Source organism: Vibrio fluvialis, from assembly GCF_900460245.1.
GTDB classification, from domain to species: Bacteria; Pseudomonadota; Gammaproteobacteria; order Enterobacterales; family Vibrionaceae; genus Vibrio; species Vibrio fluvialis.
The window spans coordinates 2,384,222-2,397,060 of sequence record NZ_UHIP01000001.1; the positions used below are offsets into that span (position 1 = coordinate 2,384,222).

13 protein-coding genes are annotated in these 12,839 nt (G+C 45.5%); 1 reads left to right on the forward strand and 12 read right to left on the reverse strand.

Annotated elements, in window-relative coordinates:
* Positions 1 to 7 precede the first annotated feature (7 nt).
* Positions 8 to 1,168 carry an HD domain-containing phosphohydrolase gene (locus DYA43_RS11155; RefSeq protein WP_061056843.1) on the forward strand — a complete coding sequence of 387 codons (1,161 nt, stop codon included), beginning with the start codon at positions 8 to 10 and terminating at the stop codon, positions 1,166 to 1,168.
* Here the strand turns inward: DYA43_RS11155 and DYA43_RS11160 are convergent.
* Genes DYA43_RS11160 through DYA43_RS11215 form a run of 12 tightly spaced genes read right to left on the reverse strand, consistent with a single transcriptional unit; the run spans position 1,162 to position 12,829 of the window.
* Positions 1,162 to 2,184, reverse strand: coding sequence for a tetratricopeptide repeat protein (locus DYA43_RS11160; protein WP_061057236.1), 1,023 nt, complete (start codon positions 2,182 to 2,184; stop codon positions 1,162 to 1,164). The genes DYA43_RS11155 and DYA43_RS11160 overlap by 7 nt on opposite strands.
* 7 nt (positions 2,185 to 2,191) lie before the next feature.
* A complete protein-coding gene (locus DYA43_RS11165) occupies positions 2,192 to 3,148 on the reverse strand; it encodes a type II secretion system F family protein (protein WP_024373264.1) in 957 nt (318 codons plus the stop codon).
* Between the two features lies 1 nt (position 3,149).
* Positions 3,150 to 4,115, reverse strand: coding sequence for a type II secretion system F family protein (locus DYA43_RS11170; protein WP_047457804.1), 966 nt, complete (start codon positions 4,113 to 4,115; stop codon positions 3,150 to 3,152).
* Positions 4,116 to 4,124: 9 nt separating this feature from the next.
* Positions 4,125 to 5,585, reverse strand: a complete 1,461-nt coding sequence (locus tag DYA43_RS11175) for a TadA family conjugal transfer-associated ATPase (RefSeq protein WP_024373265.1) — start codon at positions 5,583 to 5,585, stop codon at positions 4,125 to 4,127.
* A gap of 17 nt (positions 5,586 to 5,602) precedes the next feature.
* Entirely contained in the window at positions 5,603 to 6,826 is a 1,224-nt protein-coding gene (locus DYA43_RS11180; protein WP_047457807.1) for a CpaE/TadZ family protein, read from the reverse strand.
* 11 nt (positions 6,827 to 6,837) lie between these two features.
* Entirely contained in the window at positions 6,838 to 7,326 is a 489-nt protein-coding gene (locus DYA43_RS11185) for a TadE/TadG family type IV pilus assembly protein (protein ID WP_024373267.1), read from the reverse strand.
* Entirely contained in the window at positions 7,323 to 7,751 is a 429-nt protein-coding gene (locus DYA43_RS11190) for a TadE/TadG family type IV pilus assembly protein (protein WP_024373268.1), read from the reverse strand. Before DYA43_RS11190 ends, DYA43_RS11185 begins: the two co-directional genes overlap by 4 nt.
* A 1-nt stretch (position 7,752) precedes the next feature.
* Positions 7,753 to 8,976 carry a pilus assembly protein TadG-related protein gene (locus DYA43_RS11195; protein WP_047457809.1) on the reverse strand — a complete coding sequence of 408 codons (1,224 nt, stop codon included), beginning with the start codon at positions 8,974 to 8,976 and terminating at the stop codon, positions 7,753 to 7,755.
* Positions 8,977 to 8,987: 11 nt separating this feature from the next.
* Positions 8,988 to 9,263 carry a hypothetical protein gene (locus DYA43_RS11200; protein WP_024373270.1) on the reverse strand — a complete coding sequence of 92 codons (276 nt, stop codon included), beginning with the start codon at positions 9,261 to 9,263 and terminating at the stop codon, positions 8,988 to 8,990.
* Positions 9,264 to 9,273: 10 nt separating this feature from the next.
* Positions 9,274 to 10,728 (reverse strand): type II and III secretion system protein family protein, encoded by a 1,455-nt coding sequence (locus DYA43_RS11205; protein ID WP_047457811.1) that lies wholly within the window; start codon positions 10,726 to 10,728, stop codon positions 9,274 to 9,276.
* Between the two features lie 8 nt (positions 10,729 to 10,736).
* Entirely contained in the window at positions 10,737 to 11,483 is a 747-nt protein-coding gene (gene cpaB / locus DYA43_RS11210) for a Flp pilus assembly protein CpaB (protein WP_024373272.1), read from the reverse strand.
* Positions 11,480 to 12,829: a DUF8689 domain-containing protein gene (locus tag DYA43_RS11215; protein WP_061056844.1), complete on the reverse strand. Its 1,350-nt coding sequence runs from the start codon at positions 12,827 to 12,829 to the stop codon at positions 11,480 to 11,482. The genes cpaB and DYA43_RS11215 overlap by 4 nt, the downstream gene beginning before the upstream one ends.
* Between the last annotated feature and the right edge of the window lie 10 nt (positions 12,830 to 12,839).

Genomic DNA, 12,839 nt, shown 5'->3' on the forward strand with positions numbered 1-12,839 from the left:
CTAAAACATGAACACCCACAGCAAATCTGGTGATCACAGTTACTTTCCGACGGCGGGTACACTGAACAACCAACTGGCCGATATCCACCATCGATTGTTAGTCACTGAACCAGAAATTGATCGCATCTCTTTCGCTCTGTATGACAAAGAGAATGATTTGCTGAAAACCTATGCCGACAGTACCTTCCACGGTTTTGAACTGATGCATTACGAGTTCCCGTTAGCTGAATTGCCTGCGTTGAAATTATGCGCCCAATCTGGCGAATGTCGCTATGTGAATGACATCCCCCTGGAGTTAAAGCCCAACTACCCACACACCAAGTGGCTTATCGATCAGGGGTTTCGCTCATCGCTGGCAATCCCGGTTTATCACGATAGCGAGTTCATTGGTTTTATTTTCCTGAACTCCTGCCAAAGCCATTTCTTCAGCGAAGTGAAAAATTTCATGCTCAAACCCTATATTGAGATTTTGCGTTTCGTGGTCACTTCGGAATACGACCTTGTCCATACGTTGTTGGAATCGGCCAATCACATAAACGCCAATTCTCCCGAACATTTACAAGAGTCTCGGGAGCACAGAGAGCGCATCAGTCGTTATGCAAAAGTCATCGCGCTGGAGGTCGCTCCAACCTACGATCTCGATGATGAGGCAATTGAGAATATCAGTCAGTTTTCCAAATGCCACGATATCGGCAAATTGGCAGTTCCCACCAGTGTTCTGACCAAACCTTGTGAGTTGGAAGCCGATGAGCGTGAACAGTTAAACGGGCATGTGGAAAAAGGGGTGGAAATCATCAATCACATTATCGATGACATGGGAGCACCCAATCACCCTTGTGTGTCTGTGTTGAAGGAAATTGTGGCGTACCATCATGAGTTTCTTGATGGCAGCGGTTACCCGTATGGCCTGACTCAAGATCAGATTCCGGTATCCGCACGCATCATTGCGGTTGCCAATGTGTTTGATGCCTTAACCAGTCATCGCCCTTACAAACAAGCTTGGTCCGTCCCATTTGCATTGCTGGAGCTGGAGAAGATGGTTTTGGCTGGCAAACTGGACAGACATTGTGTCAATGCCCTGCGCTACCATCAGGAATTTCTGAAGAAAGTCATCGAAGCCTATCCGGAGCCGGATCCTTCGGACAGGCTTACACCTCCGCATCACTGAACTGTGGTCGCTGTGCCTTTCTCAGCCGCGTTTGCCCGCACCTCTAACAACGCTCGCTCAAGGTTCTCATTCGCCACTTTGTAGTAAGATGGCTTTTTGTCGATCGCTTGCTGCAAGTAAGGAATCGCTCTTTCCGGTTTTCCTTGTAACATCAGGAAATAGCCCACGTTATTAAGCGCTTCCGGTGCGTCCATAAACTTCATAAACACATTCAGCGCACGCTGTTCTTCGCCACTGGCCAAGTAAATCAGAGCGAGATTATTCTGAGCCCGCTGGTTGTTTTGGTCCTGCTCAAGCGCAGACATCGTATAGCGCTTCGCATTGTCGTAATCCCCACTCATGTAGTAGGAATACCCCATGTTCATTAGTGCCTTGCTGGATTTCGGTTCGATTCTTAGTGCATGCTTGTAGAGAGCCTTCGCAACATCATGCTGGGCTTTAACATCATACAAAATGCCTAACCCCATATACGCCAACGCCGGAGACTGATTATCACTACTGAGTTTGTCGATGCTGGCAATGGAAATGCTATTGAGGGCAATGGTTTCACGGCTCACTAAACGAAGTTGGTCTGCGTTAATCGCGCGAATAAAATAGCTCTCCCCTTGCTCCACATCCCCTTGTTTGGTGTAGTTGGAACCGAGTTGCTCAAGCACTTTGATGTTATTTGGATTGGCTTCCAACGCCATCAGATAAGCCTTCTCTGAAAGCTCAAAATTGCCTCTCGCCTGATGGATGCGTCCGATGGTGTACAGGGTTTTGTCTTTATATTGAGCGTTAGGGAAATCCAGCGATCGCACATACTCATACAGCGCCAAATCGGTATTGTTGCCTTTGAGAGCATAATCACCGCGTTTAATCGCTTCCACTTCTGTCATGGGTGCCGCTTCAGCATCAAACGTTTCGACAGGCCGACCATCGTAAAGCTCGTTTTCAAACGGTTTGGGAGTATTCTGGGAGGAAGCACACCCCACCAATATCATCAGCATGATGAAAATAGTACTGCGTCTTATCATAATCACCTCAGCGTCCAAAATGTGCCGTCAAAGACAGGATTGAAGGCCCCACGGCGACGATGAAAAAGCAAGGCCAGACGAAAAGTAGCAATGGAAAAATCATTTTAGTTGGAATTTTTGCCGCAATTTCTTCAACTTCTTGATTGCGTTTATCTCGAAAGTCTTCAGTGTAATCACGCAACGTTTGAGAAATACTGCCACCGATACGGGAAGCATGGGCGAGCATACTGACAAGGCCACTGATCTCTATCAGGCCAGTGCGTTCTACCAGTTGTGCCATCGCTTCTGACATTTCAACCCCAGCTTTAATTTTGGCACACACAGTATCAAGTTCATCGGCCAAATCTGGATGAGAAATCATCAATTCATCGGCGACGCGGCGCAGTGCAGCATTAAAACCTAAGCCAGATTCCGTACATACCACCAACAAATCCAGCGCGTCAGGAATGCCGCCTTTAATTCGGGATTTGCGTTTTTTCACCATTCTATCCAACAAAAAATTGGGCAAAAACAATCCCATCGCCACACTGAAAATCACAACCAACTTCAGATTTTTCATATCTGGATACAGGAAATACAGCAGAGCACTGAGCGCCACACCAGCTAAAGTCGACAACACTTTTAATGCGTAAAAGGTCGTGAGTGCGCTGGCATCGTGATAACCAGCATGCATCAGTCTATGACGAACACTCTCCCGTTCCTTAATATTCTTGGGCGACATAATGGGCGCGATAGATTCTAATGTGTTATGAATTCGGTCGCGTTTTTTGGCGAGGTGACCACCTGATTTAACCGAACTCTCTTTGCGGATTTCTTCTAATTGACGTTTGATAGGCGCTTTGGTGCCAACAAAAATAAGGGCAACCGACATAATCAACAACACAGTGGCGATTAAAATTAATCCGAGAAAGACATTCTGTTCGGTCAGTTGAAATGAGGATAATGCAGTCAGTAAATCGTCCATATTACACCTCGAAATTTATAATTTTTCTCATCCACAAAGAGCCAATAAATAGGCTCACAACCCCATAGCTAATCAGCCCCATGCCTCGAGGGTCTTCGTACAGGGGTGCCACGTAATCCGGACGCAGAAAGGACATCACCACAAACAGAACAAAAGGTGACAACACCAGAATCCAGGCAGACATACGACTTTCAGCGGAAATGGTTTTGATTTTTCGGGCCAATTTAAATCGGGCTCGTAAAACTTTAGACACTTTGTCGAGGTTCTCGGACAAGTTACCGCCAGTCTCTTTTTGCAACAAAACTGCACTTGAAAATGCCAGCATCGATACGGTAGGTGTTCGATCTGCCATCTGCATGATAGCCAGACGCATGTCATAGCCATAATTCAACAGGTTAAACGTATTTTTAAATTCGATACCAATAGGTGCAGGCATCTCATTACCGACTTCATTGAATGCCTGAGTGATTGGCTGGCCTGCCTGTAACATGCGACGAATAATATCCAGTGCATCTGGTAACTGCTCTTCAAATTTGGACAAGCGATCAGAGATTTTTTTTTGCAGTATCATGTGCAGACATACCCACACGAAAGCGACGGCAGCAAGACACAGATACCAAAGCTGTCCGAGAATGAGCAAAAGTAGCCCTACACCTAAGCTCAGAATCGTTGTTACACCCAGCGTTTGTGACAAAGACCAATCAAACCCCGACAGTTCAATTGTTTTTTTCAACGAAGCAAAGGCTTTAACCTGCACCAATCTGCGATCCAGTGGTGTCAGGCTTTTCAGATAGTGCTCTTGCAACAAAGAACGGCTTTCTTCGTCAAGATTGGATTGTGTTTCTTTGAGACGATTAGCCAGTTCTTTGTGCTTCGCCTTGCTCCCCGCTGCGGGCAGAATCAGTGCCTGAGAAATGAACACAACTGCAAAAAACAGCAACACAAAAAACATCGTGATATCTTGCATAGAGACCTCCTATTGGTACGTCTCATTAAAAATTTCGTACGGTAGATGGAAGCCCCGTTTAGATAGCGATTCATGGCATTGAGGAATAACACCTGTTGCCGTGTAGTAACCAACGACATTTCCTTCATCATCCATGCCCTGACGCTGGAATTTAAAAATTTCCGACATCGTAATGATGTCACCTTCCATGCCGTTGATTTCAGATACGCTCACCATGCGGCGTTTACCGTCTTCCTGACGTTCCATCTGAACGACCAGATGAATGGCCGAAGCGATCTGCGCACGCAGGTTTTTGGTCGAGATATTCCAGCCCGCCATCGCGAACATATTCTCAACCCGGCTGAGCGCATCACGTGGAGTGTTGGCGTGAATGGTTGCTAATGAACCATCATGACCGGTGTTCATGGCCGCTAACATGTCGACTGCTTCACTGCCGCGCACCTCACCAAGAACGATTCGATCTGGTCGCATACGCAGTGAGTTTTTGACCAAATCACGCTGAGTAATTTCACCTTTGCCTTCGAGGTTTGCCGGACGCGTTTCCAAACGCACGACGTGAGGTTGTTGCAATTGCAACTCCGCCGAGTCTTCAATGGTGATAATGCGATCTTCTTTGGGGATAAAGCCGGAGAAGATATTGAGCGTGGTCGTTTTCCCTGACCCCGTCCCTCCGGAAATCAGTATGTTCAGCTCTCCCTTGACGGCAGCTTCTACAAATTTAGCCATTTGTTCAGATAATGAATTGAACGACAAAAGGTTATCCATCGTCAGTTTATCTACAGCAAATCGGCGAATCGAAACTGAAGGCCCGTCAAGAGCCAACGGTGGAATGATGGCATTCACCCGTGAGCCATCAGCCAAGCGAGCATCTACCATCGGAGAGGCCTCATCAATACGTCGACCAACTTGGCTAACAATGCGGTCAATAATATTGCGTAGGTGGCGATCATCGAGGAATGTATAAGGCGTGCGTTCCAGTTTACCGCGGCGTTCCACGTAAACACTCTTTGGCCCATTAACCAGAATATCGGAAACCGTTGAGTCGTGTAGCAGCGGTTCCAATGGCCCCAAACCAAACACTTCATCTTCGATCTGTTTGATCACACGCTTACGGCCTTCAGCACTCAATGCATGCGTTTGGTCATCAGCCATTAGTTGCACAATGGCATCATGCAGATCTTTTCTTGCGCGGTCTTTTTCCAGACTGGAAAGCAGTGCCAAGTCTAACGTTTCCAACAAGCGCTGGTGGTAATAATGTTTGACCGCCAGTTCTTGCTCCAACTGCTTACGAGCATCATCGATTTCTCGATTTTTGGTTTCAGACTCTCGTAATTTCTTCTCCAAAGGACTTTCATCCTGCTTGGGTCTGGACTCCGAAAATGCTGATTTAGACTCAACATTAGGAAGATCATCAACTTTTAGCACCTGGTCTTGAAACTCGGCATTGATGTTTTTTCTTTTGAAGAACATGCAACCCTCCTAATCCATCAGGAAAATAAACGCTTAATCCAACCTTTTTTCTCTTTCACTTCAGGCGCTAACGTTTGTGATAACTCAATTACCGATTTGGTAATTGAACTGTTTTTCTTTGACTCCACCACGGGTTTACCTAAATTGGCACTCTCAATGGCGGCTTTAAAATCATTGGGAATCATGTGAACTTTAACACCAGTAATTGTCTGCTCAATATCCTTCAGTTTGATTTGCTGGCGCTTTTCATATCGGTTCACAATGAGTTCTATCTGTTCTTTAGAGATGCCGTATTCGAGCATCAACGACTTCGCTATTCGAGATGTATTTTTAATCCCCACCAAGTTTTGTTGCGTAACAAGAAAAACCTTCGACGAATGAGATAAAACTGGCGAAAACATTCGATCGACACCTATCGAGAGATCAACAAAAATATAGGGATAGTATTCCATCAATGTCGGTAACAATTTCCCTAGTTGCATGGCTTTATCGAAATTCTCATTGTGGTTTTCATGTTTAAAGCTTAGTACATGTAATCCCGATGAGTGCTTCGAAACCAAACTGTGCAGCGAAATTTCATCTAAGTCAGCGACATTCGCGATAGCGTCATTGATACTGTAGACCGGATTGATATTGAGATAATCCATGATCACTCCGAAATGAATATCAAGGTCAAGCAACAACACTTTATTTTTATGCTGCAGCGCGACTTCAACCGCGGTATTTAGCGCAATCGTCGTCGCTCCCGAGCCACCTTTGGTATTGAGAAATACAAACAATTGACCTAGTTTTCTGGCCGCAATTTTTTCTTCAGCAGCATTTTTCAACAGCGGAATAAGATCTTCTAACGAGGATCTGTCAGAAACGAAATCAGCGGCTCCGATTCTTAAAGCAATTTTTAATGCACCATTATCGCTTTCATCACCGAATACAATTAAAGAGGTATTCACGTCATCCTCTTCTACCTCGGGACTTTCATAATTCTGCAACTCAATCACTTTTTGCGCCCAATTTGGTCCAGTTTCAACAAAGATCAAATCTGGCGGCGAAAAATGTTTGAAGCTCTCAGACATCACACCGTGAAGAGAAATTACCTCATAACTAATGCTGTGGCATTTCGATAACTCACTCATCATGTGAAGTTTAAATCGGTCACTAGAATAGAGTACCCACACCGATAAACTGGTTTTAAGTCTGATATTACTGCTGTCACCTCGCGATAACTTCACGGCTTCTCCCATATCAATCCCTCTCAGCAATCGGTTTTATCGTCAGGATCTGAAGAGTCTGGACGTAAAATACCTAACGACTCCGAAGGTAAAGTGGTCTCAAAATCCGGTACTGATACAACGCCACTGTTACCTAAAAAACTTAACAACCCAGAAAACTGGTAGCTGTATCCCGTCACTCGTGCCCTGACGTAATAAATATCTGCATAGTGAGATGCTGGTGGTTCAGCAACTTTTGCACCATCAGATCCCAAGTATTCAATAACCAAATTTGATGATGTAAAACCATCTGGCGCTCCATCATTAAGTGCAAGTGATGGTATGTCCGGATCTGACACCACGCATACTGTCGCGAAACGGGCCGCTTTTCTTGTAATGTTATTGATAGTCTGAATTGAGTACACATACATGCCTATTTCCATAATAGCGAACAGAATAAGCAACAATACAGACGCCAAAAAAGTAAACTCAACCAGGGTCATACCCCGCTGTATACGGCGAACAACTTTCATAATGTCGTCCTCATAACAGCCGATGCACTAAGTACAATATTATTCATAAGCGAAGCGGGCAGAATATTGACAAGGGGTACGTAGGTGTAGCTGGCAGATACAACCACGTACTTGTCTGCGTGAGTCACTGTAACGTTCGCAGTAGTCAGCGTCGTTAATAATGCAGTTCCCGTCCCGGCTTTATTTCCATACACCACCATATTCTTAATGTCCGCGACCTCAGCAATGGAGTCAGACGATGCTGTACCATAAATATCAGTCACCGCAAATCGACAACCATTCTGTACTAGCTTGCTCAGCGTGTTGTAACGCACGAAAGCATTGCCAAACTCTATAATTCCGCCGAGCAGAACGAGTAATAGCGGAACAGTGATGATGAATTCAACCGCAGCTAAGCCCTTTTGTTTTTTAACGAACCTTTTCATGTCACGATTCCTCACTATTCGGGTCCTTGTAGAGGACGATTCGATGAGGACCATTTGATGTATTGGTTCCATTATTGCGTGTGTTTTTCACCGTACAATCTTCGATGAATTCACCAAAGATAGAGGTATGCCCACCATTCGAATTGGGCGCTTTTTGCAGTAAAAAGAAGCAACCTATTGCCGTTACGGAAAAACTATTGGTTCCCCCTGTTGCCCCGCTACAATCCACAATCGGGATAGCAAGAATTCGCCGTTCTGCATCACCATTAGCTTTACAATTTGTCGTATCCCCAGGACACACCCCACCAGCCAGATCGGATTGATAATCATCGTATCCCCATGCTGGTGTGCTGCCTACATCAGAGTCAGTTAACGTAGGAGAGGTTTGTTTAACATATAGGTCTGGCGGATAATCAGTGGCACTGAGACCGCCTCCAGAATAATCACCAAACCGAGTATTCAGCCCTTGTCCGACAGGACCGACAGTGTTGCCCGGTTTAGTATCAACTGTCTCTCCAGCATCCAAATCAACACAACCTTCGTATCCTCCAGCCAGTGCATCACGTACGGTACTGGCACCTGAGCCAAAATCAAGCAATTGGAAGTTACCCGAGCCCATGGTGGGATCACTTTGATCAGCAATCTTCAGCGCATAAACTACGCCAGCGTCATATCCATTTGTCCCGGCATCATCCCCTTCACAAACGGCCATGGGAACAATATTACAAGCATTACCACCAGGGCTAGGTCCAGCCACGGCACTGGCCGACAAGCGCTTGGTTACTCCCATCACTTTTGCAAAGAAGAAACTCTCTAAGTCCAACTCATTAACAACCACTCGAACATAGCGATCAGCGTCAGGAGAACTTGAGTATGATGACGCCGGAAATATGATCGGGTCATTCGAAAACTGAACTTGAATGTTTGCTGTATCAGATACGTCAAACACAAGTTCAGAGTTGCCTGCCGACGTAGACATTTTAGTTAATGTCGCTCGAGCCATTGCATCAGCCTGAGCTTCAGTACCATCTTTGTCCAACACGACAGCGGCAGCTAAAGCGGCTGCATCCACGCTATTTTGCAACTTGGTACGGTTCATCAGTGCGTGGTTGATATCAATAGCAAATGCAGCGACTGCAATCAGTAGCAACAATGCAATGGTAACAATCACAACAACCAGACCTCGCTGCTTACGTATTCCACGAAGTGGGCGTTGTGTTTTCATAACGACCTCGACTAGTTACTGCTGGTAGTACCACTACTAAAGCCTTCTATAAACTGGCTCGTAGTGCCGCTCTCCAACGGAACTTCTTTTCCTGTGTAAGTTTTGTATACGCCTTCCATTCTTTCACCCGTACCAACGGGTATATAGCCCAGATTTTCTTGGGTGGCGTTGGGATTGTATGTTTGCTCTGAAGCCAACTGTGCAACGTAGTAGCCCAAACGGGGTTCATTGGCGCATCCGGTCAAGAGAACAACACTTATTAGAAAAATCACTGATGAAATTTTCATAATATTTTCCTTATAAATCATGACCAAATGAGCCTTCAGACCCACCTTTGGTGGTATCTTCCATCGCATCATATTTAGACGACTTGGTACGTTTCACATCTTTGGGTTTAGCAAGATATGCACCTTCGCCTAACAGGTAATATTTCAAGTCCGTAGGCTCAACAAATGCGTCTGTCGGTAAGGTGATTTTTGAGCGATCGATAGGTTTGGCGAGTCTTGGTGTCACCAGAATGACTAACTCGGTTTGGCCTGAAATGTATTCTTGGCTGTTAAAAAGTTGACCTAATACAGGAATATCACCAAGACCTGGCATTTTGTTGGCTGAATCACGAGTGTTCTCACTGAGCAGGCCAGCAATACCTATCGTTTGCCCATCAGCGAGTTCAATAGTGGAAGAAGCACTGCGTCTTGTCACCGGTGGGATGTAGTAGACTGCATTGGTACCAACCGCCGTGTAATTGAGAGCCGAAGAGGACGCCACTTCGCTGACATCGACAGCCAATTTAAGGTTGATTTTTTTATCACTCAGAATCGTTGGTACAAATTTTAAGCCAACCCCGTACTCTTTGTACTCAATGGTAATACCGTTGTCGTTGGGTACAGGAATAGGGAATTCGCCCCCGGCCAGAAATTCAGCATTGGCGCCACTTAAGGCAGTTAAATTTGGTTCAGCCAGCACTTTAGCGACCCCGTTTTCTTTCGCGATATCTAACGCAATGGAAAACAAAGTATTACCATCCATAAAGGTTGACAGAAAACCCGTACTATCGATGCCTAAATCGTTGAACACTGGTGTCACGCCACTTATCCCACCGCCAGCGGATGTTCCGCCAATGGAAAAGTTACCGTTAGATTGCAGGAAATTAAAATTGGCACCAAAACGGCGGACTAAACTACGTTGTACTTCAGCCACAGTGACCTCAAGCATAACTTGCTGGGCACCACCGATGGTCATCAGGTTGACGACCCCCGTTGTACTTGCGTCCTCATTGCGAGAGCCTGTTGCTTTGTCGACGGCTTGTGCTGGCGCATACGTTTCAGCCAATCGAAGGGCTAAGTTCATTTTCTCTTGTGAACTCACCAGCCCACTCAGAATCAAGCGATTTTGCGAACTTTGCACTTTGATACCTTCGTCCGGCATGTATTCGTAGAGCTTCGCTTTCAGGCTGTTTACATCGTGAATAACTTCAATATTGATCGATTCAATCAGTCTGCCTTGTCTGTCCCAGGCCATTAAGTTTGTCGAACCCAGCTTATTACCGATCAGAAATAGCTCATCTGATTTCAGCATAACAATATCTAACACTTGCGGATCACCAAGAGAGACTCGGCTGGCGCTGCGTTGCAGTTTTACAAACGTAGACTTATGATGCGGCACCGTTATCGTTTCACCCGATTGGCTTGCAGAAACAGTCCAAACACTACATGCAAAGAATAATGCCAATGTTGTAATTATCGTTCTCATAACACACCTCAATTCTTCACACGAATGTTGGATGAATCGGTTCCTTTAATAATAGTCACACTTGGTGGTGGCACATATTTAACAACCTTTTCTTCCACTGCATGGGGATTACGCAGAACAAGTTGAATGTCTCCTTTACTTTTGGCACTCAACAGTTTTTCAGCTTCTCTAGGTGAAACCTCTAACGTTACAGCCCGTACAATAATCGGTTTATTTTCTTGAGTCTTGGCCGTCTGGTCGACAGCAAGAACACGGATGTCTTTTAAGATAGTGGTCGTATTGGCTGATGTTTTGCTGTATTGAACCGTGCTTAAAACGTCAACTTTATTGCCGGGTAACAAAAAACCAGCCACACCAATGACATCATTAACACGAATGGTAACCGCACGCTTATCTTCCGGAATCAGAGCAGCGAGGGTTGCCCCTTCTCCTGGTGTAGTTAGGCGCTGAGCAACAATAATTTCGTTGGTGTACATGTCCGAACCGGCTATTTTCCCAACAACACCTTCTGTACTCGAAAATTGGTTATCCTCTACCCAAGATTTTTCCAATAAACGAGTCGCTAAATGTTGCTCTTCAATGACTGTGCCTACCGGAATTTCACGAGAAGCCACAACCACAGGAACACGCTCCACGACTTCAACTTCAGTTTGAGGTTGAACTTGTCTATCCATCCATTGTTTTGCAAAGAAGACCGCTCCAAGACCAAATACAATAGATAACAGAAATAACAAAATCACTTGATTGCGACTCATCGAGCACCTCCTCCTTTGCCATCTGCTGTGAAGTAAACTTCCCACGCTCGCTCCATAATGACCGGAGTAATAAGGGGTTCGCTTTCTTCAAACGCTATGATGTCTCGACTGATTCCAATTAAGTCTTTCGGCAAGCAGGGATAAAAGCCCACAGCATGTTGTCTGTGTAGGCTATATAACACTTCGAAAGACGATGCATGGATCTGTAAATTTCGATTAGAAGCCATTTCTTCCCACAATGCGTGGTATTCAGATTGCTCCAGAGGATGAAACTGAACTTTGTAACCTAGCCGACGCAAAAATGCAGGATCACTGATTTTTTCGGGATCTAAGTTCGTCGAAAAAGCCAGCGTCAATATGAAAGGGATAGTAATTTGTTGGCCATTTGGCAAAGACAAGTAGTCATAAAAATATTCCATGGGAACGATCCAACGGTTGAGCAAGGTTGCTACTGGCATTGGTTGCCGTCCCAGGTCATCGATAATGAATATGCCATTGTTGGCCATCATTTGTAGTGGCGCCATCCAGACTCTGTTGTGTTCAGTGTGATTTACTTCCAACATATCCATGGTCAGTTCGCCGCCCACTTGAATACTGGGGCGTTCGCACAGAACCCAACGGCGATCATACTGATCTTTATACGATACCGATTGAGTCTGACCATTTGAGTCAACGGCACGATGGTGCTGTCTTGAGTACACCTTGATGATGTTACCCATGGCATACACGGAATAAGGTACGAACACAGATGTATTCAAAGAATTGAGTATTCTTGTCGCAACGAACGTCTTACCCGTCCCTGCATCTCCATAAAGGAGCAAGGCTCTGCCAGAGTTGATAGCTGGACCAAGAACAGACACTAATCGTTCTGCGCCATAGACATCCTTCAATGCAAATTCGACATCGGGACGCGTAATAATTTTAGATCGAACGTCCTGAGCCTGGACCATCGCATTGTAGTCCTCAAGAGAGACAGGAGCTGGCCCCAAGTACGCATCTTTGGCAAATGCCGCATCAGCTTCTCGCATACCTGTTTCAGACAAGCCGTAACGGACATGCCCTGTAGAAGGGCTTAAATAAGAAGCCTGTTCTGCTTGAAAGACTTCTACCAGCGACTTTTGCCTCAGTGTCGCGATGACATCTTCAATCATGTGGCTGTTAATTGCCATATGCCGAGTAAGCTGTAGAACATCCGATTTGGGGTAAGCGGCTAAATGCTTCAGCAGCAGATTTTCCAATACTGCTCTCGGGACTTTGAGATCTTCAAAAGATGTAGGAACCTTCGGCGCAGAAGCTTGAGGCGTCAGGGCGGATCGGTGAAGACCTTGGGATACCACTGTTGCCATAATGACTCCT

What these genes read in the sequence shown, in the direction of transcription:
- DYA43_RS11155 (WP_061056843.1), top strand. Translation starts at nt 8, where the DNA reads ATGAACACCCACAGCAAATCTGGTGATCACAGTTACTTTCCGACGGCG.
- DYA43_RS11160 (WP_061057236.1), bottom strand. Translation starts at nt 2,184, where the DNA reads ATGATAAGACGCAGTACTATTTTCATCATGCTGATGATATTGGTGGGG.
- DYA43_RS11165 (WP_024373264.1), bottom strand. Translation starts at nt 3,148, where the DNA reads ATGGACGATTTACTGACTGCATTATCCTCATTTCAACTGACCGAACAG.
- DYA43_RS11170 (WP_047457804.1), bottom strand. Translation starts at nt 4,115, where the DNA reads ATGCAAGATATCACGATGTTTTTTGTGTTGCTGTTTTTTGCAGTTGTG.
- DYA43_RS11175 (WP_024373265.1), bottom strand. Translation starts at nt 5,585, where the DNA reads ATGTTCTTCAAAAGAAAAAACATCAATGCCGAGTTTCAAGACCAGGTG.
- DYA43_RS11180 (WP_047457807.1), bottom strand. Translation starts at nt 6,826, where the DNA reads ATGGGAGAAGCCGTGAAGTTATCGCGAGGTGACAGCAGTAATATCAGA.
- DYA43_RS11185 (WP_024373267.1), bottom strand. Translation starts at nt 7,326, where the DNA reads ATGAAAGTTGTTCGCCGTATACAGCGGGGTATGACCCTGGTTGAGTTT.
- DYA43_RS11190 (WP_024373268.1), bottom strand. Translation starts at nt 7,751, where the DNA reads ATGAAAAGGTTCGTTAAAAAACAAAAGGGCTTAGCTGCGGTTGAATTC.
- DYA43_RS11195 (WP_047457809.1), bottom strand. Translation starts at nt 8,976, where the DNA reads ATGAAAACACAACGCCCACTTCGTGGAATACGTAAGCAGCGAGGTCTG.
- DYA43_RS11200 (WP_024373270.1), bottom strand. Translation starts at nt 9,263, where the DNA reads ATGAAAATTTCATCAGTGATTTTTCTAATAAGTGTTGTTCTCTTGACC.
- DYA43_RS11205 (WP_047457811.1), bottom strand. Translation starts at nt 10,728, where the DNA reads ATGAGAACGATAATTACAACATTGGCATTATTCTTTGCATGTAGTGTT.
- cpaB (WP_024373272.1), bottom strand. Translation starts at nt 11,483, where the DNA reads ATGAGTCGCAATCAAGTGATTTTGTTATTTCTGTTATCTATTGTATTT.
- DYA43_RS11215 (WP_061056844.1), bottom strand. Translation starts at nt 12,829, where the DNA reads ATGGCAACAGTGGTATCCCAAGGTCTTCACCGATCCGCCCTGACGCCT.